This is a genomic window from Salinimonas iocasae (assembly GCF_006228385.1).
Taxonomy (GTDB): Bacteria; Pseudomonadota; Gammaproteobacteria; order Enterobacterales; family Alteromonadaceae; genus Alteromonas; species Alteromonas iocasae.
In genome coordinates this window covers 2,500,045-2,526,744 of record NZ_CP039852.1, presented here as the reverse complement: position 1 = coordinate 2,526,744, position 26,700 = coordinate 2,500,045, and the positions used below count along the sequence as shown (strand labels likewise).

Here is a 26,700-nt window from a genome sequence, read left to right as displayed (position 1 = left end):
ACGCTGATTACTCTACTAACGGGCGTAATTTTGTGTCCATGAACTCAGCAATCAGTGGCTGCGCTTCCTTGTTAGGATGGATCCCATCGCGCTGCATGAGAGAACGGTCCAATGCTACAGACTCCAGAAAGAAAGGAATAAGCGGTACATCCTGATTTTGCGCAACATCGTCAAAGGCATCCGCAAACATACTGGTATAGCGTTTACCGTAATTCGGCGGTATTTCCATATCCTGTAAAAATACAATGGCACCCGATGATTGTGCCAAATCAATCATCTTATTGAGGTTTTTCTTCATTTTGGTGATAGAGTGACCTTGCAGACCATCATTTCCGCCCAGCTCTATCAGAACATGGGAGGGAGAATGTTGCTCAAGCAAACCCGGCAGACGCGATAATCCACCGTCGGTGGTATCGCCGCTTATCGCAGCATTTATTATCTCGATCTGAAGCGCCTCGTCCGCCCAGCGTTTTTGTAACAAACTGACCCAGCCGTTATGGGTCTGAAGACCGTATGCGGCGCTTAAGCTATCACCAAGAATCAATAGTGAGGTGTTGGCTTTTTCTGATTGCTGTGATTGTGCAAAGGATTGATCTGCCAGCAGTAACAGAGGTAAAAATAGAACAAGCAAGGCTTGTCTGACCGAAAAACGACGATGAATTTTGAACACGACCGTGGTGACTCCTTTATGATTAAAACCAGCCAGTTAACCAAAACAGTTAGTACGAACGAAGGTGAACTGGAGATTCTTAAACCCATCTCCTTTGAAGTCAAGTCCGGTCAGACCGTTGCTATTGTCGGCGCGTCAGGCTCCGGTAAATCAACGCTGTTAGGATTGCTGGCAGGACTGGACCAGGTCTCAGGCGGACAAATCTTTCTGGATGATGAACCGTTGCACGAAATGGATGAGGAGCAGCGCGCACAGTTAAGGGGCGCCAAAGTAGGTTTTATCTTTCAAAGCTTCATGTTGGTACAAAGTCTTACCGCGATTGAAAATGTCATGCTACCTGCTGAAATTGCCGGCTTTGATGACGCGAGAGAGCAGGCTAAGTCAATACTAGAACAGGTGGGGCTCGGCCATCGCGCTAATCATTACCCCAACCAGTTATCCGGCGGTGAACAACAGCGGGTGGCAATTGCACGTGCGTTCATCGGTAAACCTAAAATTCTGTTTGCTGATGAGCCCACCGGAAATCTTGATGCTGCCAACAGTGAAAAAATTGAAAAGCTGTTATTTGAACTGAACCGTGACCTGGGAACAACGCTGGTGCTGGTTACCCATGATGAGCAACTGGCGCAGCATTGTCAGCGTCAGCTGACAATGCTGGCTGGTGAGCTCAGTGAAACCAGCTCAGACAGCGCTCTGAAACAGGGTATCGCGTAATATGAATCGGGTTTTCAGTCTGGCCTGGCGCCTTTTCAAACATGAAGCTCGCAGAGGTGAGCTGACTATAATTCTTGCCGCAATCATCCTGTCAGTGGCAGCGGTGTTATCACTTTCGCTTTTTAGTGAACGATTGCAGGGGGCGCTTACTGAACGTTCGGCGAGTTTTCTGGCTGCCGATCGTCAGCTTCAGGCCCGACAGCCTTTAAACCCCGACTGGCTAAGCGCCGCACAGTCGCAATCTTTGCAGACCGCACAACAGGTGCAGACCCGCTCAATGGTGTTCGGACCGCAGGAAATGTCGCTCACCGACCTTAGAGCGGTCAATAGTGCTTATCCGTTAAAAGGCGACATTACCGTTGCTGACAAACCGTTTGGTACCGAAGAGAAAGTCAGTCAGGTGCCTGAGCCCGGAGAAGCCTGGATAGACTCACGTCTTTTTCAGCTTTTATCCGTGTCGGTGGGTGATGAAATTGAAATTGGTCAGGCGTCATTTAAGGTAACCCGGGTGTTATCGGAAATACCCGATGCCGGCTTCAGTTTATTCAGCACAGATCCTATCGTGCTGATTCGGATTGCCGACCTGGAAAAGGCAAATATTACCGGCCCGGGAAGCCGTGTGTCTTACAAAGCTTATTTTTCGGGCGAGGAGGCCCAGCTTGAAAATTATTACGACTGGTTGCGACCACAGCTGAATGATGAAATTCATCGCTGGCAGTCGGTGCAGGACGACGAGTCACCCATCGGTCGCTCAGTCGCGCGCGCCGGACAGTACTTTTTACTGGCCAGCTTACTGGCAATAGTACTGGCTGCCGTATCTATTGCCGTTGCTGCACAACGCTACAGTCAGCGCCATTATGATCCGGTGGCTATCATGAAAACGCTGGGCGCCAGCAAATCAATGATTAGAAAGGTGTATGTGCTCCAGGTGATGTTTATCGCATTACTAGGCATTGCTATTGGGATTGCTGCTGGCGTACTGATACAACAATTGGTGGTAAGTGCGTTAGCCGATAAAGTCGAAGTGAGTCTGGCAGTATGGCACTGGCGGCCCGTACTTATAGCGGTATTTACTGGCGTTATCTGTGCAGTGTTGTTCTCGATGTATCCGTTATTACGCCTTTTTTCTGTTCCGCCACTACGAGTATTGCGCCGCGATATGGATTCCAGTTTGAGCTCCCGAACATTCCAGTTCGCTATTTCCGGCTCAGCTGTTTTCTTACTGATGTGGGCATACAGCCAGAACATAAAGATAAGCGCTATTCTGTTTGTATCAGGCATTGTTCTGGTCGCTGCACTAATTTGCGTTACCTTCGGTCTTATCAGGCTGGGTCGCTGGCTCGGCAGCAGTAAAATGGGGGCATGGCAGCTTGCCTGGGCGCGGATTCGACGACGGGCAATGGATAACAGCGTCCAGCTTATCAGTTTCTCGATTACGATCATGCTGCTACTGGTGGTACTGGTAATGCGCAATGACATGATTAAGCAGTGGCAGGCGCAGTTACCTGAGGGCACGCCGAACTACTTTATGATCAACATTACCGAGGATGAACGGCCTGACCTTGAATCACATTTTGCTGAAAACAATGTCAATATCGATCGTTTTTATCCGGTAGTGCGTGGACGTTTCATCGCGGTTAATGAACGCAGGGTAAATACGGAAGTCACCAAAGAAGACGTAGAGCCGGATGAACAGGAAGAATCCCAGGATGGCCTGGGCCGGGAGGCAAACCTGACATGGGGAAATCAGCTTCAGAAAGAAAACAGTATTGTTGCCGGTACCTGGCATGGCAACACGGAGTCTCAGTCTGGTGATACCTATGAAGTCTCGGTAGAAAGCGAGGTCGCAGACCGGCTTGAAATAGAAATGGGCGATACACTGACCTTTGATATCGGCTCGCAAATAGTGAAAGCGAAGGTGACCAGCCTCAGACAGGTAAACTGGCAAACCATGCAGCCAAATTTCTTTTTTGTTTTGTCGCCTGAGGCAATGACAACATTTACGCCCACCTACATCACCAGTTTCTATCTGCCTACAGAGAGAAAACCGGAACTAACCCGGTTGTTGCAACCCTTTGCATCGGTGACCCTTTTTGACGTTGATGCACGCATTAATCAGCTTCGGGGCATTGTTGAGCAGGTGTCTCTGGCGGTGGAGTTCATTTTAATTCTGGTTCTGGTAGCCGGTTCTCTGGTGCTTATTGCCCAGGTGCAGGCAAGTATGGACGAGCGGCAACAAGAGCTGGCTATATTGAGAACGCTGGGTGCAAAAGGTCGCCTGATTAGGTCAAGTGTGATTTATGAGTTCGTGATTATTGGGGTGGTTGCTGGGTTTATGGCTGCGCTTGCCAATGAGTTCAGCCTGTATCTGTTACAAACACAGCTATTCAGTATGACACCGTCGTTCCACTTCAGTTACTGGCTTATAGCACCCGTTACGGGCGCAGTGGTAGTAGGATTACTAGGAGCGGTGGGGTGCTGGCGTTTACTTACGCTAAATACCAGTGATCTGTTACGCAAGATCATGTAGGAATGTGGGGGGGAAGCTTCCCCCCTTTTTTTCCTGCGAAGGTGCGGCTGGTAATTACCGGATTCTACGCATTAAAAATTGCGTTGAGTGCGCCTTCTAAATCAGGGTGCGCAAAAGTAAATCCTGCCTGTTGTAATTTTTCAGGTAACACTTTTTGGCCTGTAAGTAGCATTTCAGCTGCCTCACCCATTGCGGCTTTAAGTGCAAATGAAGGCACAGTAAAAAATGAAGGACGATGAAGCACATCGGCAAGCGTACTGGTAAAGGTTTTATTGGTCACCGGGTGCGGCGCGGTCATATTAAAGGGGCCCTCACAATCCTTTTCATTAAGCAGAAATATAATCCCCTTTACCATGTCTTCGATATGGCTCCATGACATATACTGTTTGCCATCACCCATTTTTCCGCCTAACCCCAGCTTGAACGGCAAAGTCATTTTATCCAGAGCGCCTTCATCTTTTGCCAGTACGATGCCGGTTCTGAGTAAACATACCCGACTGACATCACTCGCCTCAAGCGCTATATTTTCCCATTTCTGACACAGCTCATGGGTAAATTCTCTGTGAGCCTGATGGTTCTTCTCTGTAACCGGTGTATCACCCTGACGGCCGTAATAACCAATAGCCGAGCCTGACAAAAATGTATGGGGTGGCTGCGAAGCGGTTTTAATTCTGGACACCAGCTCGCGGGTAATTTCCCAGCGACTGTCGCAAATACGTCGCTTCTGCATTGCATTCCAGCGGTTGTCAGCAATGGGTTCTCCCGCCAGATTGACGATCGCATCCAATGTGCTGAAATCAGCAATCTCGGTCAATGAGGATATCAATGATACGTTTTCGGGTAACCTCTCTGCTGCGCGAGACTTATCCCGGGTCAGCACGGTGATTTCATGAGTTAAGTGCAGACGCTCAATAAGATGTCTGCCGATTAAACCAGTACCGCCTGTTATCAATATACGCACATTGACTCCTTTATCATTTTTGGCAGGAGAGGGTTAAGGAAACTGAGTCTGAGAACCGAAGCGCGTGCGGTTTGTCCACTTCGACTTCCGCAAAGGTTACCCAGTGATGCTCAGCAGCAATATTCAATACTTCTGCCGTTAATTTTTCCAGTAAGGAAAATCTGTTATCTTCAACCAGCGCGATGATGGACTTTGTTACGGTTTTATAGTTAAGTGCATCATCTACGCTGTCGCTGTCGGTAGCGCGACCGGCGTCATAATGGATTGTTACATTCACTACAACATCCTGTTTATTCTTGATTTCATCATCGTTGATACCGATATAGGTGCGAAGGCGTAAATTTTTAATTTTAATTGTAGCCTGATTCAAATTCATGAAATTGCTCGTATTTATGTTTTAATGTATAGAATACCGACAGTATCAAATTTGTACTTAAAAATCGGAAATATCGTTTATTATGGAACTGAAATCGCCCACCGCTAAAGCGTTGATAGTATTAGCTTGTCTTGTGGTTGTTCTGGCAGGGATTAAAGCAGCATCCGCGATCATGGTGCCATTTTTTCTGTCGGGATTTATCGCTATTGCCTGTAGCCCGCTGATTAACTGGGCATCGCGTCATCATATTCCCAAATGGTTATCGATATCGCTGGTGATTGTACTTATCGTGGTGATTGGTTTTCTGCTGGCCGGTCTGGTGGGGCAGTCTCTGGCTGATTTCAGGCAAAATCTTCCGCAGTATCGCGACCAGCTGGATAGTGAGTTTAACTGGGTCATTGATAAACTGGCGGCCATGAATATTCACGTTGACCGCGATCTGATTACCTCTCAGCTTGACCCGGGAATGGCGATGTCACTTGCTACGAATTTTATCAGCGGCATGGGGGGCGTGTTATCTAACCTGTTTCTTATTCTACTGACGGTCATTTTTATGTTGTTTGAAGCCAGTAGCATACCGGTGCGATTACATACTGCGCTGGCCGACCCGGATATGAAGATGCAATATATCGATCGCTTTATACGTTCGGTAAACAGTTATCTTGCTATTAAAACCGTAGTCAGTCTTGCTACCGGGCTTATTATCGGCACGTGGCTTTATATCATGCAGGTTGATCATTTTCTGCTGTGGGCCGTGCTGGCATTTATGCTTAATTATATACCGAATATCGGCTCCATTATTGCGGCGCTCCCGGCAGTGCTGATTGCCTTCGTGCAGTATGGTTTTGCGTCTGCCGGCTTAGCGGCGCTGGGCTTTGTTCTGGTAAATACCATTATGGGCAACCTGATTGAACCGCGCCTTATGGGGCGGGGTATGGGACTATCTACACTGGTGGTCTTTCTGTCACTGATCTTCTGGGGATGGTTGCTGGGCACGGTAGGAATGCTGTTATCGGTGCCGCTTACAATGGTTGTGAAAATAGCCCTGGAGTCACGTTCTGAAAGTCGCTGGTTAGCCATTCTGTTATCTAGCGCCAGCGACAAAAAAGCGGTGGCTTAGCGCATCTCGGGGTGGGGCAGGCGTACCTGAATACGGGCGCCTCCCCACTCGCTGTCTTCTATAATAATCTGGCCCTGATAAATATCCACCAGGTCGCTGACCACAGCCATTCCTATACCCTGACCTTCAGTGTAAGTGTCCAGCCTGGCTCCCCGGCCAAGTAACGCCTGTTGCTGCGCCACAGGAATACCGGGGCCGTCATCCTCAACAATAATGACAGTGGCATTGTGCAGCGTTCTGGCACATACCCTGACTTTTTTATTTGCGGCTTTACACGCGTTATCCAGCAAATTTCCCAGAACCTCAAACAAGTCCGTTTCGTCACCGTAAAACAGCGTATCTGGTTCGGCTTCTGTGTCGATAGCCAGGGATTTGTGCCGATAGATAACTATCATGCTGCGGGTGAGCTTCTCACTTACCTGCTTCACGGATACCGGCGCCTGCCAGCCCTTAGCTCCGGCAGTAGCCCGTTTAAGCTGACGCTGTATCAAAACGTTGATTTGTTCCATAGCATCTTTGGCAGCATCCGGTAGCCCGGTTGTCCCTAATGCAACAGCCAGTGGTGTTTTCAAACTGTGCGCCAAATCGCCCAGACTGTTTTTATAGCGCGAACGTTGATGAGATTCTGTCGTAATTAGCTGATTGATACTTTTTTTAAGGCCGTCAAATTCTTTAGGGTAGTGGGCGGTAAGTTGTTTCTGTCTGCCGTCACTGGCCCGTTTAATTTCGGCTATGAGCGTGCGTACCGGTGTCAGTATTAATACGTGTCCTGCACTGACAATTAATAATAGCAATACGCCCAGACCTGCCAGTCCTTTCCAGACAGTTTCCAAAAATAATGCACGTTTAGCGGCGAATGCTGATGTGTTATTTAACACATAAAATTGTACAGGTATAAAGTCATCGCCGCGGGCGAACTCAGCGGTATATGCATAAAGAAAGTGATCTGCCTTATCTGGCTGCAGACGATAATTTTTCTCAAAAACAGTCTGGCCGACGGGCGGCGCCGGTAGTTGCGTATAGTCAGGTGCGCCTAAAGACGAAGCCGATTGCCAGACAATCTCATTATCAAGGGCAATGATGCCGACAAAGCCAGAGTCAGGTAAATTAAGCTGCTCATCATACAGTAAGTCGGGCATCTGAATGCCGGCTTTACTAAGCTCAAACTCTGAAATCAGCGATAAATTCATGAGCTTAAGTTCGTCCACCTTTGCCTGGGTCAGGCTGGTGGCATAAGCCTCTTCAAGCACATAAGCAGTGACGGGTAAAAAGATAACCAGCGCAACGAAAGCCAATAAAAGGCTTCTGATTTTAAGTGACAGGCGTCTCATAGCTGGGGATTGATTCGATAACCCCGGCCTCGCAATGTCTCAATGGGCTGAAGCACGCCATCCGGGTCAATTTTTTTGCGTAGCCGGCCAATGAAGACTTCAATCACATTACTGTCCAGGTCAAAGTCCTGATCATAGATATGTTCGGTCAGCTCAGTCTTTGATACCGTTTTTTCCGGATTAAGCATCAGGTATTCCATCACCCGGTACTCATAGGCTGTCAGGTCCAGCAACCTGTCATTGACCTTTAATTGTTGTGAAACGGTATCCAGTGTAACAGGCCCCCTTGCTATTACAGGGTTTGCCTGACCGGCGGCGCGCCGAATAAGCGCTTTTACTCGGGCCAGTAATTCCTCATTGTGAAACGGTTTGGTTAAGTAATCGTCTGCACCAGCATCGAGTCCCTCGACTTTTTCCTGCCAGCGATCCCGAGCGGTCAGGATTAGTACTGGCGTTTTTACCTGTTGCTGGCGGGCACTCCTAATTAATTCAAAGCCATCTATCACCGGCAGGCCGACATCGATAATAGCAGCATCATAGGGATGCTCAGTAGCCAGAAACAAACCGTGATCGCCAGAATCTGCCAAATCAACACTGTAACCGTTATCCTGAAGTAATTTATCTAACTGAGTCAGTAAACGACTGTCGTCTTCAACCACTAATATCCGCATTAATGTTTCTCATCTTTTTCAGAACGCTTAACTCTGCCGGATTTTTTATCGACATCGACAGATACCACCCGCCCAGATTTTTTCAGCACTTTTACCCGATAGTTATCTCGGTCCTGCTCGACTTTAAGTACGCGTCCACGGACCTGTTTTTGTGCTTTTTCGGCTGCCTGAGACTTACTCAGGCTCGCCTCTTTGGGCGGCACCTGCTGTGCAAAAGCAACAGGCACGGTGCATAAACCGCTAAATATAATGGCAAAAATCAACGCTTTCATAGCACAGAGCTTCCTACAGACCGATATGAGACTAATGTACTGTTTCCAGTCAGATAATACTATACAGGGCTTATCTGAATTGAGCATGAATATCCGTTTGCCAGGATGGCAACAAATAAAAATTTTGCACAGAATGCGCATCACTTACCTGCCACTTTCAGCTACACATCTGCCTCTCTATATAACCCTATGATAGACATAGGTTTTCTAAATGGTGCGCTCGTTGCATTAAGTTGCATTAAGCAACTACGTAAAACGTAAAATCACTACAGGCGTGAATCAGAGGGAGTGAGTGTTACCGACTTTGCTATCGCTTGTTTCGCGCTAAAAAAACGGAGTTATTATGTCTACTGATATTCGAACAAAAATGTGGAAAGAGATGGCTGACAGCCCTAACGTCATGCTGAGCCTGACGGACTCTGATGCACCTTCAGAGCCGATGCGGGCGCAGCTTGATAAAGACGCAGACAGTGAGTTCTGGTTTTACACCACTGATTCAAACCGAGTTGCCTCAGGTGGCAAAGCAATGGTGCACTTTTCGAGCAAAGGGCATGATTTGTACGCCTGTATTCGAGGCACACTTGTTCAGGAAACCCGCGATGAGATCATTGATAAATACTGGTCAAATCCTGTAGAGGCCTGGTATGAAAAGGGTAAGGAAGATCCTTCATTAAGAATGATGCGGTTTGAGCTGGATGATGCTGAGATCTGGGAAGCAGATCCGAGTTTCAAAGGAATGTTTAAGATGATGTCTGGTAAGGATATCAAGCCTGAGGAAATGGGCGAGCACGACAAAGTAAAGTTGTAATAGTAAAAATGCTATAAAGCGTCGATATTAAAAAAGCCGGATATCTTCATCCGGCTTTTTCTTGTTAGTTCGGTTCCTATGATTTAAACACAACCATTCTGTTAAAGAGTGGGAGTTATGGCAGGACCTTCTTATACGGCTTTACTATCACTTCAGCGTAAACACCCGCCTTTACGTACGGGTCATCATCCGCCCATTGTTGCGCATCCTCTAAGGATTCAAATTCGGCGACAACTAATGAGCCGGTGAACCCGGCAGGGCCGGGATCGGGTGAATCAATCGCCGGAAAGGGCCCGGCCATTACAAGCCTGCCGTCATCTTTAAGCAATTCAAGCCTTGCCAGGTGATCAGGACGCACACTAAGTCGCTTTTCAAGACTATCAGGCGCGTCGGTAGCGCAAATCATATAAAGCATCAGCTTTCCTTTTGGGTGGCAGCTTTCATGTTGCTCACAAATTTACCCAGCTCGCTGAGCATGGTCTGCAGGTCCTCCAGGTGCTGTGCAATAATATTTACCGTTGCAGAGCCGCTGATAGCACCAGCAGCACCGGCTTCAATCGCTGCTTTCACCTGCTCTGGTTTTGAGATCCCGAAACCAAGCAGCGGCGGAGCGCAGTTATACTTGCTCAGGTTTTGGACCAAAGAGGCAGCGGGTATTTGTACCGCTGTTTCTGCGCCGGTTACGCCGGCACGGCCCAGCAGATAGGTATAACCTGATGACTGCTTTCCAATTTGCTCTAACGTTTCTTCGCTCGCATTAGGCGGTGCAATAAGAATCTGTTTAATGCCATGGGATGTTGCTGCATCGATGAAACGGGCGGCCTCACGCAAAGGTACATCGGCGATCAGTACCGAGTCCACACCAGCTTTTGCCGCGCGCTCGTAGAAGTTATCCAGCCCGCTGGCCATGACCAGGTTGCTATATAACAGCAACCCTACCGGAATATCAGGGTGGCGCTCACGAATACGGCTGAGCAGCGAAAAGCAGTCGTCTGTTGTTACTTTACTTTTCCGGGCGCGGATACTGGCAGCCTGAATAGTCGGACCATCGGCAATTGGGTCTGAATAGGGAAGGCCAAGTTCAAGTGCATCAGCGCCGCTCTCTATCAGCGTATCAATGATTTTTTCACTGGTTTGAAGATCCGGGTCCCCAAGCGTGACAAAAGGGACGAATGCACCCTGGTTTTTTTGTTCAAGGGCGCTGAACATTGCTGCATATCTATCCATTAACATCGTCCTCCAGTAACTTCGTCACAACACCGATGTCTTTATCACCCCGGCCGGATAAATTGACCACTAAAATTGTGTCGTCTTCTGCCTCATCGGCCATGTTAAGCGCATGCGCCAGGGCGTGGGCTGTTTCCAGCGCAGGAATAATACCTTCTTTGCGAGCTAATAATTTGAAGGCGTTGAGTGCCTCGTCATCTGTAACCGAAACATATTCAGCACGGCCTGTATCTGCCAGATGCGCATGCTGCGGGCCGACTGCAGGATAATCGAGGCCTGCGGACACCGAATAGCTTTCTTCAATTTGTCCTTCTTCGTCCTGCATGATGTAGGTGCTGGAACCATGGAGGATACCTTTCGACCCGGTACAAATGGTGGCACCGTGTTCTTTGGTATGAAGTCCTTTGCCGGCTGGTTCAACACCGACCAGTCTGACACTTCGCTCATCAATAAAGTCGGCAAACATGCCAATAGCATTAGATCCACCGCCAACACACGCAATGACAGCATCAGGCAAACGGCCTTCTTTTTCCATTATCTGTGCGCGGGTTTCTTCACCAATCATACGATGAAATTCCCGAACAACTGTCGGGAAGGGATGCGGGCCTGCAGCTGTTCCCAACAGATAATGCGCTTTGTCGTAATTAGCAGACCAGTCTCGCATTGCCTCATTAACAGCATCTTTAAGAGTTCCGGAACCCGCATTTACCGGGATTACCTCAGCACCCATCAGGCGCATTCTGAATACATTAGGTGCCTGCCGCTCGACATCCTTTGCCCCCATATAAATACGTGCTTTCAAACCCAGTAGCGCACAGGCGAGGGCGGTCGCGGTACCGTGCTGACCAGCGCCTGTCTCAGCGATAACCTCGGTTTTACCCATACGTTTGGTTAGCAGCGCCTGGCCCAGTACCTGATTCGTTTTGTGTGCACCGCCGTGAAGTAAATCTTCCCGTTTAAGGTACAACTTTACTTTAGGGTTACTGACCAGATTGCGGGTAAGGGTCATCGCAGTCGGACGTCCGGCATAGTCTTTTAACAGCGCCTGGAATTCTTTCTCAAACTCCGGGTCGTTTTGCGCATCTATAAACGCCTGCTCTAGCTGATCGAGGGCGGGGATAAGTAGTTCAGGAACATACATTCCCCCGTACTCCCCGAATTTTGGATCTAACTGATTCATGGAAATTCCTGTATAAAAGTAAAACTAATAATTTCGCAAATTGCTGAATAAGGTCTGAATTTTTTCCGCCGATTTTTTTCCAGGCGAGGATTCAACACCAGAGCTCACATCGATAATGGCGGCGCCAGTGTCCCTGGCCTCTACAATACTATCCGGTGAAATGCCACCTGCCAGAATGATGCGTGATGTGTCGGCAAGGCTGGATAACAACGACCAGTCAAACTGTTTTCCGGTGCCACCTGTTTGTGTTCCCACTCTGGTATCAAGCAGCACGTAGTCAATAGTATCGTCTTCGAGCAGCGTCGTGACACTATCGGGCATTGCATCTGCAACGCCTACAACCTGCCACAACTGACAGGTTTCAGGTAACTGTTCACGAAGCGTCTGCCGAAATTCAGCATCAGTATTGTTATGCAGTTGCACAGCGCTGAGCCCGATAGTCTCTGCAGCCTGGATGATGTCTTCAATTGACGCGTCTACGAATACACCGACATAACTGCCTGGTACAGCCTCTGCTATTTGCCGGGCTGAAGCAACCGAGAGTGCGCGAGGTGACTGGGGTGCAAAAATAAATCCGGCATAACTTGCTCCGGCAGTAAAGGCAGCTGATGCTGCGTCTGCATCGGTGATACCGCACACTTTTACGGCGCCGAAGATTAACGATTTTACAGCCCTGGGCAGGTCGCGCTGTGCCATCAGTGCGCTGCCAACCAGAAAACCGTCGCAGTACGGGCTTAATCTCACGACATCGTTATGGGTATAAATGCCTGATTCTGAGATGACAACAAAGTCATGGTCAGCATCTTCGAGCATAGGAACCAGTGTCTCAGTGCGACCGAGATCCGTACTTAAGTCACGCAGGTTACGATTATTGATGCCTATTATACTGGCTTTCAGTGCGATCGCCCGACGCATCTCGTCTTCGTTGCTGACCTCTGTAAGGATATCCAGTCCCAGACTGTCTGCAATCTCAGCAAGTTCGGTGTATTGGTTATCGCTTAATACACTTAACATCAGCAAAATAGCATCTGCCTGATAGTAGCGCGCCAGATAGACCTGATAAGGGTCGATGAAAAAATCTTTATTAAGAACCGGTTGGGCAACTCTGTCAGTTACATGCTTCAGGTTGTCATAGCTTCCCTGAAAATATTTTTCGTCTGTCAGTACCGAAATCGCAGCGGCATGTGGTGCGTAGGCATCAATTATTTCATCCAGATTGAACGGGTCGCGGATCAGTCCCTTTGAGGGTGATGCTTTTTTGCATTCCAGGATAAAACCCGCCTCGGGTTCGGCAAGCGCTGTAAAAAGGCTTTTTTGCGAAGGCTGCAGCCCGTCTTTAACAATATCGATAGAGAGTTGCGATTTAAGCGCAATTAACTCCTGACGCTTATTCTCGACAATCTTTTCAAGTACATTAGCCATGATTACTCTCCCGCTGACTGATTGTGGCTACCTGCTCTAATACAGCAAGTGGTGCGCCTTCTTCCATTTTAGACATGGCCAGTTCGGCTCCTTGTTTAAATGTATTGACGGTACCGGTAACTTTCAACAATGCACCACAGTTCATTGCAATCGCTGCTCTGTGTGCTTCGTGCCCCTCACCGGCAAGTGCGGCTTCAACCAGCTTCTTGTTGTCATCCGGATCACCGCCTTCAATAGCACTTAACGGGTATTCCTGTAACCCGAAGTCTTTGGGCGTAACGCTGTAGTGACGGATGTCACCGTGCTCAAGGTCGACCACGTTTGTAGGGCCGTGTAGCGCTAATTCATCCAGGCCACTTCCGTGAACGATGAGGGCACGATGCTGACCCAGTAACATTAAAGTCTGAGCGTAAGCATCAAGTAAGTCGGCTGAGTACACCCCGAATACGCCATAACTAGGGCCTGCCGGGTTCGCCAGCGGACCCAGTATGTTAAACAGCGTTCGCGTTTTAAGTGATGCCCTGACCGGTGCTGCGTGGCGCATACCTGCATGGTAGACAGGCGCAAACAGAAAGCTGAAGTTTGCCTCATCCAGACAAGCCCGGGCTGTATCGGGCGAAATTTCCAGATTAACGCCAAACTGGCGAAACAGGTCGGCGGAGCCTGAACGTGAGGACACACTGCGGTTGCCATGCTTGGCAACCTTAATTCCGCAGGCTGCTGCAACAACACCTGCTGCACTGGATATATTGATTGTATTGTGACCGTCTCCACCAGTACCAACAATATCTGCAAACGGATAAGTTGGCGTAGGGAAGGGTAATGCGTTGGAAACCATAGCGCTAGCGGCGCCGGCGATCTCCGCAGGGGATTCTTTTTTCAGTTTAAGTGCAATCAATACAGCGGCAACGACCGCATCGGGCTGCTCGCCGTGCATGATGCTGTTAAACAATGCAAAAGATTGCGTCTGGGACAAAGATTCACCTGCATAAAGCGTATTTAGCACATCTGTGGCATCAAACATCAGGCGCTCCTTGTTGGGTGAGAAAGCCAATACTCTGCTTAAGTAACTGACTTCCCTGGGCACTTAAAATGGACTCGGGATGAAACTGGAATCCCAGCATACGATGGTTTTCATGCAGTACCGCCATGGACAGTGCTGCACAGGTCGCAACCGGCGTCAGACACTCCGGCAAAGAGGTTGCCACCAAAGAGTGATAACGTGCGACCTGCAATGGCTGCGGCAAACCATTAAAAAGTACGCTGCCGTTATGAGTGATCATTGAAGATTTCCCGTGCATGACTTGCTCTGCTCTGCCTATTGTACCGCCATAGTGGTGCACAATTGCCTGGTGGCCCAGACAGATTCCCAGCACTGGAAAAACGCCTTCTACCCGCTTAAGTAACTCCGGCATACAGCCTGCCTCGTGCGGTGCTCCCGGGCCGGGGGAAAGCAATAACAATACCGCCGAATGTTCAGCCTGAGCCTGCATACGTTCAAACAGTGTCCGGGCATCAACCGTATTGCGATAAACAACAATATTCAGATCCAGGGTTCTGAGCTCATCCACAAGGTTGTAGGTAAATGAGTCGATATTATCCAATAAAAAAACGGTTACGGCCTGACTCATTGTACAGCCTCCTTCGTATTTTGCGCGTGCTTCACCGCGTTTATTACTGCCTGAGCCTTGCTACGGGTTTCATTGGCTTCGCTCAACGGGTCTGAATCGTATACAACACCAGCGCCGGCCTGAATATACGCCACACCGTTTTTCACGAATGCTGAGCGAATAACGATGCAGGTATCCATATCGCCATTGCCATTGATATATCCCACAGCGCCGCCGTAACTTCCGCGGCGTTGCTTTTCAACCTGACGAATAAGTGTTGCTGCACTGACTTTGGGGGCGCCAACCAGTGTGCCCATGTTCATGCAGGCCTGATAAGCATGCAGCGCATCCAAATCGCTGCGAAGCTGACCAACCACACGGGAGACCAAGTGCATAACGTGAGAATACCGGTCGACTTTCAGTAAATCCTTAACATACCGCGTTCCGGGTTCACTGACCTTTGCAACATCGTTGCGTGCCAGGTCAACCAGCATAATGTGTTCTGATTTTTCTTTCTCATCTTCGCGCAGGTTCAGCTCAATCCGGCTGTCCAGATCAGCATCAACAGACCCATCGGCGCGCTTGCCTCGCGGTCTGGTTCCGGCAATAGGATACACTTCCACCTGATTGCTGGCCTTATCGTACTTCAGCGCTGATTCCGGTGAGGCGCCAAAAATGGTGAAATCAGCATCCTGCATATAAAACATGTACGGGCTTGGATTTTGTTTTTTCAGTGCAGCATAAGCGTTGAGCGGTGATGGGCAGGGAAGAGAAAATGTTCGCGAAGGTACTACCTGAAAAATATCACCGGCCAGGATGTGTGTTTTCAGATAATTCACATTCTCCATAAACGCCTCATCACAGGTATCAACAGAGACGCTGACATCACTCTCAGGCTGTAGCGACTGGACTGCGGAGTCCGGCACTTGTTTAAGCTGTTGCTGTAATGCCTCCAGGCGCTGTGCAACGGTGAAATAGTTAGTGGCAACGCCGGGGCCGGAAAAGACGCTGCCTATCAACTGAGTGGAGTTAGACTTGTGATCAATGGTCAGCAGGGTTTCAGCCAGATAAAAAACAAAATCCGGGCAATCATTCTGGCCTTCGCTTACCTCAGGCAATGATTCAAATGTACCGAGTAAGTCATAAGCGAACGCGCCGCCTAAAAATACAGCCTGGGGATGCTCCCGAAGTGCAACAATATGATTCACCACCAGGCGAAGCGCATCGAACACACTGGCCGCTTTTAAACGGGAATCTTCATCAAACGTACTGTCCGGCAGGCTAAACGTCATCAACGCACTGGTCTCATTCAGTGTGCACGAAGCCTGCGCCGGACAATGCTCACTGAACAACGGCAATGTTGCTTTACCGTTCTCAGTTAACGCAGTCACGATGACCGTCTCGTGACGACACTCAATGCGCAATGCTGCATCTACCATCAACAGACTTTGTAAATCGTCTTTGCTATCGATTTCGGCCGACTCAAGAAGCAAAGCATGCGATGAGGCTGCGCAAATATGCGAAAAAGCTGCCAGTGGATCCGACAGGTAAGGGGCCTGCTGAATGATCGTTTCTACTTTGCCGGGCTGTTCACCCAGTTCGGCTAAGCTCATTTATAGTTATCTCCTGCTGAAACAAAAAAAGCCCGTACAAGACGGGCTTTTTTCTGTGTTATTTACACGCACCAATGCGCACACCGCCCGTTAAGTCAGGGAGTGCCACCACCAGATAGCGCGATGAAGCGCAATTTGTTGAAAAGAAACAGGCATTGGTAAATAAATTCCGATTAAACTTCGTTAGCCAAGTATGGCTGTTAAACTGTATAGTATGCCTATAGAAGAAAACAAATTGCACCGTGTGTCAACCTTAATGAGAAAAATTCGTGAAAATTGACCTACATAGCCATACCACGTTTTCTGACGGACAGCTTTCACCCTCCGAACTGGTTCAGCGTGCACATACTATGCAGGTGGATGTACTGGCGATTACCGACCATGACACCACTGCAGGATTGCACGAAGCGCATGACGCACAGCGTCAGCATGCCCGGCAACTTCACATCGTTGATGGCGTTGAAATATCCACGGCCTGGCATAGTTTTGATATCCACATTGTGGGCCTGCAGGTGGACGTCAATCACCCTGTTCTTACCGCGTTTTTATCTGCCCAGGCCAGTCGGCGAAATGAACGGGCATTAAAAATCGCTGAAAAGCTGGAAAGGTGCGGGTTTGAAGGTGTATATGAAAAAGCGAAAGCAAAGGCTGGCATCGGTCAGATAACCCGGGCGCATTTTGCGCGGGTGCTGGTAAGCGATTATGGTGTCAGTTCAATGGATACCGTATTTAAAAAGTATCTGGGGAAAGGCAAGCGGGCCGCGGTAAAAGCGCAGTGGCCGGGGATTGCCGAAGCGGTGGATATAATTCAGCAGGCGGGTGGTCAGGCCGTGCTGGCACATCCGGCACATTATGACATGACCGCAAAATGGCTACGTCGCCTGGTAGACGATTTCAGTCAGGCCGGTGGTGATGCTATCGAGTGCGCCTCGGTAGCTGTGGGCAAACAAAAACAGATGCTTATTGATGAGCTGGCCTTATCGAACAACCTTAAGGTTTCGACCGGTTCTGATTTTCACTTTCCGTCGCGCTGGACTGAGTTGGGTCGCAGTGCGAAACCGTCGCCTTCACTTACGCGCATCTGGGACGGCTGGGATATATCAGCATCCTGATAACAAGAGGTATTTATTATGAGCCAGTTTTTTCAGATCCATCCCGAGAATCCGCAACCGCGTCTTTTAAAGCAAGCCTGCGAGCTTATTCGCCAGGGCGAGGTGGTTGTTTATCCGACTGATTCGGGCTATGCCATTGGTTGTCAGATGGATGATAAAAAAGCCTTGGATAAGCTGTGTCAGATACGTGATATTGAGAAGGACCACAATTTTACATTGATGTGCCGCGACATGTCCGAATTATCTTTCTATGCAAAAGTGGATAATACCGCGTTTCGTCAAATCAAAAACAATACACCAGGGCCTTATACGTTCATTCTTAAGGCCACCCGTGAAGTGCCGCGCCGCCTACAAAACCCGAAGCGCAAGACCATCGGCATTCGCGTGCCAGATAATATTATTGCCCTGAAGCTGCTTGAAACGCTGAATGAACCGCTGATGTCAGCATCGCTGATACTGCCCGGCGAGCGCATGGCGGAGTCCGACCCTGAGGAAATCCGCGATAAACTTGAGAAGCGTGTTGGCTTGATTATCGATGGTGGTGCGCTGGGTGAGCAACCTACCACAGTCATCGATGTATCGGACGGCCCGGCTGTTATTTTACGCGAGGGCAGTGGTGATGTGTCGCCCTTCATTTAACGTAAATATGATGCGCCGGGTGCGTCACTCTTGAGCGAATTTCAGCACGCTGAGCCGGTTCAGCAACCCTTACCTCTGGCCTTCATCCATGGCCAGGCGTTAATCGAGAAGCCCCAGGATCTGTATATCCCTCCTGAGGCGCTTGAGGTTATCTTAGAAAGTTTTGAGGGGCCACTTGATTTACTCCTTTACCTGATAAAGAAACAAAAGTTCGACATCACCACGTTACCGGTAGCCCAGATAACGGCTCAATACATGGAATATGTAGAGGCTATGACGGCGCTGAAGCTGGAGCTGGCGGCAGAATATCTGGTTATGGCCGCAGTATTGGCCGAGATTAAATCACGACTTTTACTACCAAAGCCGCCTTCGGCAGACGACGATGAGGAAGATCCCCGGGCAGAACTTATCCGTCGGTTAAGAGAATACGAAGTTGTCAAAGAAGCCGCCAGAGAAATTGATGCCCAACCGCGTATAGAGCGCGATATTCATGCTGTACAGGTGGAAGTAGGGCAGCCGTTGCAACCGGTGAAGGTTGAGCCGGACGTTGCTATTGATGACATTGTTCAGGCCTTTCGCAACGCTATGAAACGCGCGGCGGCCTTTGAGCATCATACTATTGAAAGAGAAGTGCTGAGCACGCGTGAGCGTATGAGCCGTATCATGGCACAGGTTAACGGCGAGCAATTTACTCCCCTTGATGCACTGTTCACCCTGGATGAGGGCAGAGCAGGTTGCGTGGTCTCTTTTCTGGCTATACTTGAATTGGTCAAAGAACAGATGATTTTGTGCACTCAGGCAGGACCTTATGCCAGAATTTATGTAAAATCCGGCGGGTATGAAGAAGATTAATCGTGTGCAGCTGAAACAGCTGGTCGAAGCAACGCTGTTCGTGGCGGAAAAGCCCGTGAGTAAAAGCCGGCTCAAAGAGACTACGCTGGCCAATTTTGCAGTCTCTGATAAACAGCTGTCTGCGGTCATAGACGAACTGATATTAGACTATCAGCCCAGGGGCATTCAGCTTGTTGAGGTTGCCAGTGGTTATCGCTTCCAGTCACTGGATAGCCTGGCACCAATGCTGAGCACGTTGTGGCAGGAGAGTGCGCCAAAGTACTCCAGAGCAATGCTTGAAACACTTGCCCTTATTGCGTACCGCCAGCCTATTACCCGCGGTGAGATTGAGCAGGTACGCGGTGTTGCGGTAAGCAGTAATATCATTAAAACCCTGACCGAGCGAGAATGGATTAAGACAGTTGGTCATAAAGAAGTGCCTGGCAGACCGGCGTTATATGCCACTACTAAGGTATTTCTTGATTATTTTTCGTTAAAATCGCTGGCTGAACTTCCCAGTGCTGATCAATTCGAAGCACTGGCGAATCAGGGAAGCGACGATACAGAGGTACCGTCTGCAGTGGCAGACCGTACGAACGATAAACCTGAACCTGAGAGTTTACCCACCAATGAGTGAAAAATTACAAAAAGTCCTGGCTAATCAGGGCCTCGGCTCGCGCCGCGAAATGGAGCGCTGGATAGAGCAGGGCCGTGTGTCAGTGAATGGCAGTGTGGCAACCCTGGGTGACCGGGTCGAGCCGGAAGCACAAATCCGGGTTGATGGTCACCTGCTGTCACGTCAGACAGAAAAGCCAGTATGCCGGGTACTGATGTACAACAAGCCCGAAGGTGAGCTATGCAGCCGCCACGATCCTGAAGGCCGGCCGACGGTGTTTGAACGGTTACCTGCTATTCGTCTGGGTCGCTGGATTGCTGTTGGCAGACTCGATATCAATACCAGTGGCCTGTTGCTGTTTACTAATGATGGTGAGCTGGCTAACCGACTGATGCACCCGAAAAACGAAGTGGAACGCGAATATGCAGTGCGGGTGTTTGGAGAAGTATCAAAGCCAACCCTGGCCAACCTTCAAAAAGGGGTGGAACTTGATGACGGTGTAGCCCGCTTTACCTCAATAAGACAGCGTCCTAATGATGATGAAAGCATGAACCAGTGGTTTAATGTGACACTGCAGGAAGGTAAAAACCGCGAAGTCAGACGACTTTGGGAGTCGCAGAATGTTCAGGTCAGCCGCCTTATCCGCGTGCGCTATGGGCCCGTTGAGTTACAAAAACGTTTGCCGGTAGGAGCCTGGGTTGAACTTGAACTTAGTGATGTAAATGCTCTGCGTCGACTGGTGCAGTTGGATGACGAAACGCAAAGCCTGGTCGATGTAAGACAGACTAAACTAGACCATGCGCGGTTGAGCCGCATGCGTCGCTCTGTTAAGAAACACCGCGCCCGTAAAGAGGCACAGGCGAAAAAGCGGTAAAAATATAGGTGGCGCAGGACCTGTACTGCGCCACCTGTCTTTATTAGCAACCTTCCATTCCTTACAACTTTCTCCGTAATTCCTCTGCAGTCTGTCCTGATGTGATGTGTGACTGTCGTATCAGAGATATATCGTTACGATCTTATTAAACGGCGGTCCCGTAGCACACCATACGACAATCCATGCTGGGTAAGCGTTATAGGATTTTTTTATCGCTGGCAGCATTCATCGTTAAAAGTGAGGAGTTATATTATGCAAGACATGCCACAGGTGGGCGTGGGTACGTTCCGTTTAGAAGATGACGCAGCACATAAGTCAGTGGTTGACGCATTGAAAGTAGGCTTTCGTCATATTGATACCGCGCAGGTATACGGTAACGAAGAGCAGATAGGCGATGCGATCCGCACGCAAAATATGGATCGCGACGATATTTTTGTCACAACCAAAGTCTGGTTCGATCATTTTGGCAATGACAGCTTTATCGAAAGTGTTCATGAGAGCCTGGCAAAATTAAAGCTGGAGTATGTTGACCTTCTGTTGATCCACTGGCCATCTCCAAACGATAAAGTGCCGATGGAGCAATATCTGTCGAGTTTGAAACAGGCTAAAGATGAAGGGCTGACACGTCATATCGGTGTGTCTAACTTCACAATCGCGCAGATGGAAAAAGCAGTTGAAATCCTTGGTGAAGGTGAAATATATACTAACCAGATTGAGTTGCATCCCTATATGCAGAATCGGAAAGTTGCCGAACGTGCAGAAGAACTGGGTATGAAAGTCACAGCGTACATGCCTTTTGCCGTAGGCAAGGTTATGGATAGCGACGAGCTGAAGGATATCGCAGCAAAATTCGATGCGTCACCTGCGCAGGTTACGCTGGCCTGGATGGTACAAAAAGGGTATTACACTATTCCTTCTTCCACCAATCCTGACCATATCAAAGATAATTTTGAATTTGATAAAGTTAAATTGTCTGAAGAGGACATCAATCGGATTGACGAGCTGGATAACGGCGAGCGAATCGTCGATCCTGATTTTGCACCTGAATGGGATTAGGAAAACCTCCTACGCTCAGATAGTATGAATAAGGTGTTGCGGGATTATCCTGTAGCACCTTTTTTATATCACGCGGATACGACATACGTATCAACCTGTACCGGGCTGGAGGAAGAGTCATTAAGGACACTGTGTGAAAGAAAAGCAACTTGCCAGAGCGAAACGCATTGCACTATTTTGGCTGCTGGGCGCGGCGGCATTATTTATTGCGGCAACCATCGCAGAAAATGCGACTATGTTATCAGACTGGCAGACGCTTATCGGCTTTATCAAAATGACCAGTGAAGCTGCGTTGATCGGTGGTTTAGCAGATTGGTTCGCGGTAACTGCACTGTTTAAACCAATCCCTCCTCGTTATCCTATTCCTCATACCAACATCGTGGCAGCAAACAAACACATTATTGCCCAGAATCTGTCTGAGTTTGTGCAGGAGAAGTTTTTTCACGCACAGGCTATCACATCACTGGTTGAGCAAAGTCAGCCCGCACAGGCACTGAGTAAGTGGCTGGAACAACCGGCTAACGCTCGACGTACAGCCCGCATTGCTGCAGATATGACACGTGGCGGCCTAACCCTCATTAATGATGACAAGATCAATCGGCTTTTTACCACCAACCTTAGCAAGATGCTAAGACGCATTGATTTATCGCCACTGGCTAGCGGCACCCTTGAGGTGCTAACCCGTGAAGGCAGGCATCAGCAACTGCTTGACCAGATGATTGCAAAGGCAGCAGCATTGCTTCAGCGCCCGGCCGCGCAACGTTTCATCACCGGTAAATTGCATACGTGGCTTAAAACTGAACACCGCAGGCTGGAAAAAATCCTGCCCTCCGCGTGGTTAAGCGAGCAGGGCGCACGGGTGGCGACAAAAGCTATCATCAGTACCATTGATGATATTAATGAAGACCCCGACCATCCTTTACGTAAGCGTTTTGATGCGTATGTTCAGCAACTGATTGATGATGTTAAACACGATCCGCAACTGGCGTTAAAGCTTAATTCGCTCAGAGACAGCATGCTGGATAATACGGTATTGCACACGTACATTACGCACATTTTTAATGACTTGCATGCGCGACTGGAAGCCGATTTGTCGCGCCCTGACAGCCGTATCCAATCACACATGGCCACCTTACTGCAGGACATGGCGATAACACTAAAAGAGAAACCCGAAGTCAGCGCATCCATCAACCGTTATCTGACGGAGGCGGCTACGTATATGGGACCACAGATGAGTGATTTTCTCACCGGACATATTAAAACGACTATTGAAAACTGGGATGAGCAGGAGATGGCCGAACAGATAGAGTTAAATATCGGCAAAGATCTTCAGAAGGTAAGAATCAACGGTACGCTGGTAGGCGGTCTTATCGGCGGGATTTTATATATGATTGAACTAGGGATAGGCTCAGCTACTTCCCTGTAACACCCGGCGAAAGCTCCAGTGACGCATCAGCGACTGCCTTACGTAACTCAGGGAAGAAACAGTTAAATGCCTCTTCCATGTCACCATAATGCGCTTTTACCTCATTAATACTGTCGTAAAAGCTATGCGTGAAACGTATTCTGCTGGCAGTATTGTCCAGCGCCCGTGCTACACCCGGCAAGGTTGCATACGTGGTCAGCCACTGATGCCGGGTCATACTTTTTACCGTATGCTGCATCGCAGTTGGCATGTCCGGCAACCGTGCGGATAAGTCACGGTATACAGACTGACAAAATGTATCGAGAGATTCTGCAGAGTAAGTTTGCCAGTTTTTTATCAAAAAATGATCGAAGGCGATATCAACAATAATTCCGGCAAAGCGTCGGCGGGAAGGAGATATTTTTCGCTTTATCGATGTTACTGCATCGTGGCTGTCTGTGAACTTATCCACCCAGCGATGGTTAGCCAGGCCGCGTTGAACTGGCTGGCTGAACATCTCAGGTCGACTTCCGCGCATAAAATCACCCAGTAAATTACCAAACCGCGAAGAGGGTTCGGGCTGCGCCAGGTACAGGTGAGCCAGATAATTCATTCTTATTATTTACAAATATCTGGATGTAATGCAGAAGGAACCGTGGATTCAGAGCAGTCCCATATCGCTTCGCTTCCCATGATAACCGGTTCCATAACCAGCGATCCGGCAGCCATGTTACCGGCACTGTCAAACTGCATGGAAATTCTGCCCTGTTGAATCTGAATATTTGTCCCGTACTTTTCTGTAAATGATGCCGGCAATGAAAGATCAGTAAGTTTTGAGGGCCTGCGGCCGGTTTGCTTTATGTAGCGCTGCGCAGACTCACCAAGCGTTTGCGCCGCACTGACCTGATTTTGCAACCCTTTCAGATCTGAAAAAGCCCTGAACGGAATATACAGCGATGTAATCAGCGCGCCGATAATCAGCAAAAACCCAGTAATCATAAAGATAGCCAGTACCCGCGCACTTTCATTGCCATTGCCGATACCATGATTATATCGCCGGTTCCACCGCCGCTGGTCGGTTGTCATGAAAGCAATACATTCAACCAGGGCAACCAGCCAGGGGAGCGGTGTCCAGCAGAACATTAAATAAAGCAGTGCGCGCCACTGACCGAGATAAAAACGGTGTAAACCAAATGCGCCGCCGAATAACGCGAAAGCAGAAGCCGCCACTCTGCTTTTATAGGTAAAGCGGGAAGATATATGTCCACACGCCTCACACTGAAGTGCACCAGAGCGGATGTCAGCTTCGCAGTTTTCACATTGGGTAGTGGATGAGGGCGCAGTCGTCAATGACATAATTTACAACGTACATTAATTAAAAATGTATTGTTACACAGGCGGGGCATTGGCTGCCAGCGATGACGCGTTAGCGGTTAACTGTTGCTTCAGGTAATCTATGAACAGGCGCACTTTTGTACTCATTTTTTTATGTTCTGTGACCACGGCCCAGATCCCTTCAGCCGGGATGCGATGCTTTTCGAGCACCTCTTCCAACTGACCTGTCTGAATAAGCGGTCGCACGTAATAGTCGGGTAGCTGGACGATTCCCAAGCCTTCAACGGCCTGCGCTAGCAGTACTCGGCCTGAGTTGCAGCGGATCTTCCCGGATAACCGAATGGTTTGAGCCTTACCTGCTTGCTGGAAGCGCCAGAAGTCCATAGTTCCGACCAGGCAGCTGTGCTCACGCAGTTCTTTTATCGCTGCTGGCACGCCGTGACGTGCCAGGTAAACCGGGCTGGCACAGGTGTGTACCGTTCTGTCAGTCAGCCGGCGAGCGATGAGGGTAGAGTCGTTTAACTGACCTAAACGAATGGCAATATCAATATTTGATTCACGCAAATCCAGTAAATCGTTAGTCAGTATCAGCGAAACGGTCATCTGCGGGTAAGTTTGCAGGAACTCTGTCAGTAAGGGCGCAATGAACTCCTCACCATATGCCACCGGGGCTGTAATGGTCAGTTGTCCCGCTGGCATGTGATGAAGGTTGGCAACGGCATCCTCGGCATCACTAAGCAATTCGGTTATAGGTTCACAACGACTGTAAAACGCCTGGCCTGCTTCGGTAAGTGATACGTGCCGGGTTGTCCGGTTAAGCAGCTTTACCTGCAGTCGCTCTTCCAGGGCTGCAACAGCACGACTTACCTTTACCACACTGGTTTGCAGCACACTGGCCGCTTTGGTAAAAGTCTGATTTTGAACCACTGCGACAAATTCAGTAACGCCCGTCCATTTATTCATCGTATTATTTCATATATGAAAAAGTGTCTTTCATTTTAAGGGGATTATACCGCCAGGTGAAGTGGTTATACTGTGCGCCATCGAAGAATAGGAGCATTACTATGACTATATCATTATCACCGGGCCAGACTTCAATTCCTGCTAAAGCTGCTGTGGCCTGGGGGCCTGGTGAGCCACTTAGCGTTGAAACCATAGATGTTGCCTTGCCTAAAGCTGGTGAGGTATTAATTCGGGTTGTTGCCAGTGGCGTGTGCCACACTGACGCATTTACGTTAAGCGGTGATGATCCCGAAGGCATATTTCCGGCAGTATTGGGTCACGAAGGTGGTGGCATCGTCGAGATGGTGGGCGAGGGTGTCACAAGTGTTGAGCCTGGTGACCACGTTATTCCTTTGTACACGGCTGAATGCGGCAAATGCAAATTTTGTCTGTCCGGCAAGACTAACCTGTGTCAGGCGGTAAGAGAAACGCAGGGTAAAGGGCTGATGCCAGACGGAACCACGCGCTTTTCAAAAGATGGTGAGCCCATTTATCACTATATGGGGTGTTCAACCTTCTCTGAATATACTGTGTTACCAGAAATCTCCCTGGCAAAGGTGAACAAATCAGCGCCGCTGGAAGAAGTATGCTTACTGGGTTGTGGTGTGACTACCGGAATGGGCGCAGTGTTAAACACGGCCAAAGTGAGCAAGGGCGATACCGTCGCGATATTTGGTCTGGGCGGTATAGGTCTGTCGGCTATTATTGGTGCCAGAATGGCCGGCGCATCGCGCATAATCGGTATTGATATCAATGACAGCAAATTTGATCTGGCTCGTCAACTTGGTGCCACGGACTTAGTCAATCCTACAGAACACGATGACCCTATTGAAAAAGTGATTATTGATATGACTGATGGCGGGGTTGATTATTCATTTGAATGCATCGGCAATGTGAATGTGATGAGACAGGCCCTGGAGTGCTGCCATAAGGGCTGGGGAGAGTCTGTTATTATTGGAGTGGCTGGCGCTGGTCAGGAAATTTCCACCAGACCGTTTCAACTGGTCACCGGACGAGTGTGGAAGGGATCAGCATTTGGTGGCGTGAAAGGACGAAGTGAGTTACCGGGCATCGTTGAGCAATATCTTAATGGTGAGTTCGGCCTTCAGGAGTTTATTACCCATAAGATGCCGCTTGAAGATATCAATCACGCGTTTGACCTTATGCATCGGGGCGAAAGTATTCGTTCGGTAATCCGTCTCTAATTGTTCCTAACAATATTCACCGGTTAGCCATCTTGCTGACCGGCTCAACCTGCGAGAAATAAAACGCCGTATTAAGTGATACCCCAGTCCAGAGAACACGTATTGGATGTCGAGGTGTAG

The 26,700-nt window shown here is 49.0% G+C and carries 28 protein-coding genes; 12 read left to right on the top strand and 16 right to left on the bottom strand.

Annotated elements, in window-relative coordinates; translation table 11 throughout:
* Positions 1-7: 7 nt before the first annotated feature.
* On the bottom strand, positions 8-670 hold the full coding sequence (locus tag FBQ74_RS11215; protein WP_139756757.1) for an arylesterase: 663 nt from the start codon (positions 668-670) through the stop codon (positions 8-10).
* Positions 671-688: 18 nt separating this feature from the next.
* Here FBQ74_RS11215 and FBQ74_RS11210 point away from each other — a divergent pair, with 18 nt between their 5' ends.
* On the top strand, positions 689-1,384 hold the full coding sequence (locus tag FBQ74_RS11210) for an ABC transporter ATP-binding protein (protein WP_139757945.1): 696 nt from the start codon (positions 689-691) through the stop codon (positions 1,382-1,384).
* A gap of 1 nt (position 1,385) precedes the next feature.
* Positions 1,386-3,914 carry an ABC transporter permease gene (locus FBQ74_RS11205; protein WP_139756756.1) on the top strand — a complete coding sequence of 843 codons (2,529 nt, stop codon included), beginning with the start codon at positions 1,386-1,388 and terminating at the stop codon, positions 3,912-3,914.
* A gap of 64 nt (positions 3,915-3,978) precedes the next feature.
* Here FBQ74_RS11205 and FBQ74_RS11200 read toward each other — a convergent pair whose 3' ends face one another.
* Positions 3,979-4,875 (bottom strand): TIGR01777 family oxidoreductase, encoded by an 897-nt coding sequence (locus FBQ74_RS11200; RefSeq protein ID WP_139756755.1) that lies wholly within the window; start codon positions 4,873-4,875, stop codon positions 3,979-3,981.
* Between the two features lie 13 nt (positions 4,876-4,888).
* The gene (gene folX, locus FBQ74_RS11195; RefSeq protein ID WP_139756754.1) at positions 4,889-5,251 is read right to left on the bottom strand and encodes a dihydroneopterin triphosphate 2'-epimerase; all 363 of its coding nucleotides are present in this window, start codon (positions 5,249-5,251) and stop codon (positions 4,889-4,891) included.
* An 82-nt stretch (positions 5,252-5,333) separates the two neighbouring features.
* Here folX and FBQ74_RS11190 point away from each other — a divergent pair, with 82 nt between their 5' ends.
* Positions 5,334-6,371: an AI-2E family transporter gene (locus FBQ74_RS11190; RefSeq protein ID WP_139756753.1), complete on the top strand. Its 1,038-nt coding sequence runs from the start codon at positions 5,334-5,336 to the stop codon at positions 6,369-6,371.
* Here the strand turns inward: FBQ74_RS11190 and FBQ74_RS11185 are convergent.
* The 3 genes from FBQ74_RS11185 to FBQ74_RS11175 are packed head-to-tail and all read right to left on the bottom strand — an operon-like array spanning position 6,368 to position 8,645.
* On the bottom strand, positions 6,368-7,666 hold the full coding sequence (locus tag FBQ74_RS11185; protein WP_232371908.1) for an ATP-binding protein: 1,299 nt from the start codon (positions 7,664-7,666) through the stop codon (positions 6,368-6,370). The two genes, FBQ74_RS11190 and FBQ74_RS11185, sit on opposite strands and share 4 nt — an antisense overlap.
* Before the next feature lie 32 nt (positions 7,667-7,698).
* Positions 7,699-8,373 carry a response regulator transcription factor gene (locus tag FBQ74_RS11180; protein WP_139756751.1) on the bottom strand — a complete coding sequence of 225 codons (675 nt, stop codon included), beginning with the start codon at positions 8,371-8,373 and terminating at the stop codon, positions 7,699-7,701.
* The gene (locus FBQ74_RS11175; protein WP_139756750.1) at positions 8,373-8,645 is read right to left on the bottom strand and encodes a PepSY domain-containing protein; all 273 of its coding nucleotides are present in this window, start codon (positions 8,643-8,645) and stop codon (positions 8,373-8,375) included. Before FBQ74_RS11175 ends, FBQ74_RS11180 begins: the two co-directional genes overlap by 1 nt.
* 343 nt (positions 8,646-8,988) lie before the next feature.
* On the opposite strand from FBQ74_RS11175, the gene FBQ74_RS11170 reads away from it, so the two are divergent.
* Positions 8,989-9,453: a pyridoxamine 5'-phosphate oxidase family protein gene (locus tag FBQ74_RS11170; RefSeq protein WP_139756749.1), complete on the top strand. Its 465-nt coding sequence runs from the start codon at positions 8,989-8,991 to the stop codon at positions 9,451-9,453.
* A 115-nt stretch (positions 9,454-9,568) separates the two neighbouring features.
* Here the strand turns inward: FBQ74_RS11170 and FBQ74_RS11165 are convergent, their stop codons facing one another.
* From FBQ74_RS11165 to FBQ74_RS11135, 7 genes are read right to left on the bottom strand one after another with little or no spacing between them, the layout of a single operon-like run.
* Positions 9,569-9,868, bottom strand: a complete 300-nt coding sequence (locus FBQ74_RS11165; RefSeq protein WP_139756748.1) for a YciI family protein — start codon at positions 9,866-9,868, stop codon at positions 9,569-9,571.
* Positions 9,868-10,680 (bottom strand): tryptophan synthase subunit alpha, encoded by an 813-nt coding sequence (trpA, locus tag FBQ74_RS11160; protein ID WP_205912253.1) that lies wholly within the window; start codon positions 10,678-10,680, stop codon positions 9,868-9,870. Before trpA ends, FBQ74_RS11165 begins: the two co-directional genes overlap by 1 nt.
* Positions 10,673-11,860, bottom strand: coding sequence for a tryptophan synthase subunit beta (trpB, locus tag FBQ74_RS11155; protein ID WP_139756746.1), 1,188 nt, complete (start codon positions 11,858-11,860; stop codon positions 10,673-10,675). Before trpB ends, trpA begins: the two co-directional genes overlap by 8 nt.
* A gap of 24 nt (positions 11,861-11,884) precedes the next feature.
* The gene (gene trpCF, locus FBQ74_RS11150) at positions 11,885-13,282 is read right to left on the bottom strand and encodes a bifunctional indole-3-glycerol-phosphate synthase TrpC/phosphoribosylanthranilate isomerase TrpF (protein ID WP_139756745.1); all 1,398 of its coding nucleotides are present in this window, start codon (positions 13,280-13,282) and stop codon (positions 11,885-11,887) included.
* Positions 13,275-14,306, bottom strand: coding sequence for an anthranilate phosphoribosyltransferase (gene trpD, locus FBQ74_RS11145; protein WP_139756744.1), 1,032 nt, complete (start codon positions 14,304-14,306; stop codon positions 13,275-13,277). Before trpD ends, trpCF begins: the two co-directional genes overlap by 8 nt.
* Positions 14,299-14,913 (bottom strand): aminodeoxychorismate/anthranilate synthase component II, encoded by a 615-nt coding sequence (locus FBQ74_RS11140; RefSeq protein WP_139756743.1) that lies wholly within the window; start codon positions 14,911-14,913, stop codon positions 14,299-14,301. The genes trpD and FBQ74_RS11140 overlap by 8 nt, the downstream gene beginning before the upstream one ends.
* The gene (locus FBQ74_RS11135) at positions 14,910-16,505 is read right to left on the bottom strand and encodes an anthranilate synthase component 1 (RefSeq protein WP_139756742.1); all 1,596 of its coding nucleotides are present in this window, start codon (positions 16,503-16,505) and stop codon (positions 14,910-14,912) included. The genes FBQ74_RS11140 and FBQ74_RS11135 overlap by 4 nt, the downstream gene beginning before the upstream one ends.
* A gap of 269 nt (positions 16,506-16,774) precedes the next feature.
* On the opposite strand from FBQ74_RS11135, the gene FBQ74_RS11130 reads away from it, so the two are divergent.
* The 7 genes from FBQ74_RS11130 (at position 16,775) to FBQ74_RS11100 (ending at position 23,059) form a co-directional block, all read left to right on the top strand.
* The gene (locus FBQ74_RS11130) at positions 16,775-17,617 is read left to right on the top strand and encodes a PHP domain-containing protein (RefSeq protein ID WP_139756741.1); all 843 of its coding nucleotides are present in this window, start codon (positions 16,775-16,777) and stop codon (positions 17,615-17,617) included.
* Between the two features lie 18 nt (positions 17,618-17,635).
* Positions 17,636-18,256 (top strand): L-threonylcarbamoyladenylate synthase, encoded by a 621-nt coding sequence (locus tag FBQ74_RS11125; RefSeq protein WP_139756740.1) that lies wholly within the window; start codon positions 17,636-17,638, stop codon positions 18,254-18,256.
* 30 nt (positions 18,257-18,286) lie between these two features.
* Positions 18,287-19,108: a segregation and condensation protein A gene (locus FBQ74_RS11120; protein ID WP_139756739.1), complete on the top strand. Its 822-nt coding sequence runs from the start codon at positions 18,287-18,289 to the stop codon at positions 19,106-19,108.
* Positions 19,095-19,724, top strand: coding sequence for an SMC-Scp complex subunit ScpB (gene scpB, locus FBQ74_RS11115; RefSeq protein ID WP_139756738.1), 630 nt, complete (start codon positions 19,095-19,097; stop codon positions 19,722-19,724). The genes FBQ74_RS11120 and scpB overlap by 14 nt, the downstream gene beginning before the upstream one ends.
* Positions 19,717-20,577, top strand: a complete 861-nt coding sequence (gene rluB, locus FBQ74_RS11110) for a 23S rRNA pseudouridine(2605) synthase RluB (RefSeq protein WP_139756737.1) — start codon at positions 19,717-19,719, stop codon at positions 20,575-20,577. Before scpB ends, rluB begins: the two co-directional genes overlap by 8 nt.
* 252 nt (positions 20,578-20,829) lie before the next feature.
* A complete protein-coding gene (gene dkgB / locus FBQ74_RS11105; RefSeq protein WP_139756736.1) occupies positions 20,830-21,633 on the top strand; it encodes a 2,5-didehydrogluconate reductase DkgB in 804 nt (267 codons plus the stop codon).
* A 133-nt stretch (positions 21,634-21,766) separates the two neighbouring features.
* Positions 21,767-23,059, top strand: a complete 1,293-nt coding sequence (locus tag FBQ74_RS11100) for a DUF445 domain-containing protein (protein ID WP_139756735.1) — start codon at positions 21,767-21,769, stop codon at positions 23,057-23,059.
* Here FBQ74_RS11100 and FBQ74_RS11095 read toward each other — a convergent pair.
* Genes FBQ74_RS11095 through FBQ74_RS11085 form a run of 3 tightly spaced genes read right to left on the bottom strand, consistent with a single transcriptional unit; the run spans position 23,046 to position 25,336 of the window.
* Positions 23,046-23,651 (bottom strand): acyl carrier protein phosphodiesterase, encoded by a 606-nt coding sequence (locus FBQ74_RS11095; protein WP_139756734.1) that lies wholly within the window; start codon positions 23,649-23,651, stop codon positions 23,046-23,048. The two genes, FBQ74_RS11100 and FBQ74_RS11095, sit on opposite strands and share 14 nt — an antisense overlap.
* A 5-nt stretch (positions 23,652-23,656) precedes the next feature.
* The gene (locus FBQ74_RS11090; protein WP_139756733.1) at positions 23,657-24,394 is read right to left on the bottom strand and encodes a TM2 domain-containing protein; all 738 of its coding nucleotides are present in this window, start codon (positions 24,392-24,394) and stop codon (positions 23,657-23,659) included.
* A gap of 33 nt (positions 24,395-24,427) precedes the next feature.
* Complete coding sequence (locus tag FBQ74_RS11085) at positions 24,428-25,336, bottom strand: LysR family transcriptional regulator (protein ID WP_139756732.1); 909 nt, start codon at positions 25,334-25,336, stop codon at positions 24,428-24,430.
* A 101-nt stretch (positions 25,337-25,437) separates the two neighbouring features.
* On the opposite strand from FBQ74_RS11085, the gene FBQ74_RS11080 reads away from it, so the two are divergent.
* Complete coding sequence (locus tag FBQ74_RS11080; protein WP_139756731.1) at positions 25,438-26,580, top strand: S-(hydroxymethyl)glutathione dehydrogenase/class III alcohol dehydrogenase; 1,143 nt, start codon at positions 25,438-25,440, stop codon at positions 26,578-26,580.
* The last annotated feature ends 120 nt before the right edge of the window (positions 26,581-26,700 follow it).

Excerpts from the sequence above, each read along its gene's own strand:
- FBQ74_RS11210 (WP_139757945.1), top strand. The coding sequence starts at position 689 with ATGATTAAAACCAGCCAGTTAACCAAAACAGTTAGTACGAACGAAGGT.
- FBQ74_RS11205 (WP_139756756.1), top strand. The coding sequence starts at position 1,386 with ATGAATCGGGTTTTCAGTCTGGCCTGGCGCCTTTTCAAACATGAAGCT.
- folX (WP_139756754.1), bottom strand. The coding sequence starts at position 5,251 with ATGAATTTGAATCAGGCTACAATTAAAATTAAAAATTTACGCCTTCGC.
- FBQ74_RS11190 (WP_139756753.1), top strand. The coding sequence starts at position 5,334 with ATGGAACTGAAATCGCCCACCGCTAAAGCGTTGATAGTATTAGCTTGT.
- FBQ74_RS11180 (WP_139756751.1), bottom strand. The coding sequence starts at position 8,373 with ATGCGGATATTAGTGGTTGAAGACGACAGTCGTTTACTGACTCAGTTA.
- FBQ74_RS11175 (WP_139756750.1), bottom strand. The coding sequence starts at position 8,645 with ATGAAAGCGTTGATTTTTGCCATTATATTTAGCGGTTTATGCACCGTG.
- FBQ74_RS11170 (WP_139756749.1), top strand. The coding sequence starts at position 8,989 with ATGTCTACTGATATTCGAACAAAAATGTGGAAAGAGATGGCTGACAGC.
- FBQ74_RS11165 (WP_139756748.1), bottom strand. The coding sequence starts at position 9,868 with ATGCTTTATATGATTTGCGCTACCGACGCGCCTGATAGTCTTGAAAAG.
- trpA (WP_205912253.1), bottom strand. The coding sequence starts at position 10,680 with ATGGATAGATATGCAGCAATGTTCAGCGCCCTTGAACAAAAAAACCAG.
- trpB (WP_139756746.1), bottom strand. The coding sequence starts at position 11,860 with ATGAATCAGTTAGATCCAAAATTCGGGGAGTACGGGGGAATGTATGTT.
- trpCF (WP_139756745.1), bottom strand. The coding sequence starts at position 13,282 with ATGGCTAATGTACTTGAAAAGATTGTCGAGAATAAGCGTCAGGAGTTA.
- trpD (WP_139756744.1), bottom strand. The coding sequence starts at position 14,306 with ATGTTTGATGCCACAGATGTGCTAAATACGCTTTATGCAGGTGAATCT.
- FBQ74_RS11140 (WP_139756743.1), bottom strand. The coding sequence starts at position 14,913 with ATGAGTCAGGCCGTAACCGTTTTTTTATTGGATAATATCGACTCATTT.
- FBQ74_RS11135 (WP_139756742.1), bottom strand. The coding sequence starts at position 16,505 with ATGAGCTTAGCCGAACTGGGTGAACAGCCCGGCAAAGTAGAAACGATC.
- FBQ74_RS11125 (WP_139756740.1), top strand. The coding sequence starts at position 17,636 with ATGAGCCAGTTTTTTCAGATCCATCCCGAGAATCCGCAACCGCGTCTT.
- scpB (WP_139756738.1), top strand. The coding sequence starts at position 19,095 with ATGAAGAAGATTAATCGTGTGCAGCTGAAACAGCTGGTCGAAGCAACG.
- rluB (WP_139756737.1), top strand. The coding sequence starts at position 19,717 with ATGAGTGAAAAATTACAAAAAGTCCTGGCTAATCAGGGCCTCGGCTCG.
- dkgB (WP_139756736.1), top strand. The coding sequence starts at position 20,830 with ATGCAAGACATGCCACAGGTGGGCGTGGGTACGTTCCGTTTAGAAGAT.
- FBQ74_RS11095 (WP_139756734.1), bottom strand. The coding sequence starts at position 23,651 with ATGAATTATCTGGCTCACCTGTACCTGGCGCAGCCCGAACCCTCTTCG.
- FBQ74_RS11090 (WP_139756733.1), bottom strand. The coding sequence starts at position 24,394 with ATGTCATTGACGACTGCGCCCTCATCCACTACCCAATGTGAAAACTGC.
- FBQ74_RS11085 (WP_139756732.1), bottom strand. The coding sequence starts at position 25,336 with ATGAATAAATGGACGGGCGTTACTGAATTTGTCGCAGTGGTTCAAAAT.
- FBQ74_RS11080 (WP_139756731.1), top strand. The coding sequence starts at position 25,438 with ATGACTATATCATTATCACCGGGCCAGACTTCAATTCCTGCTAAAGCT.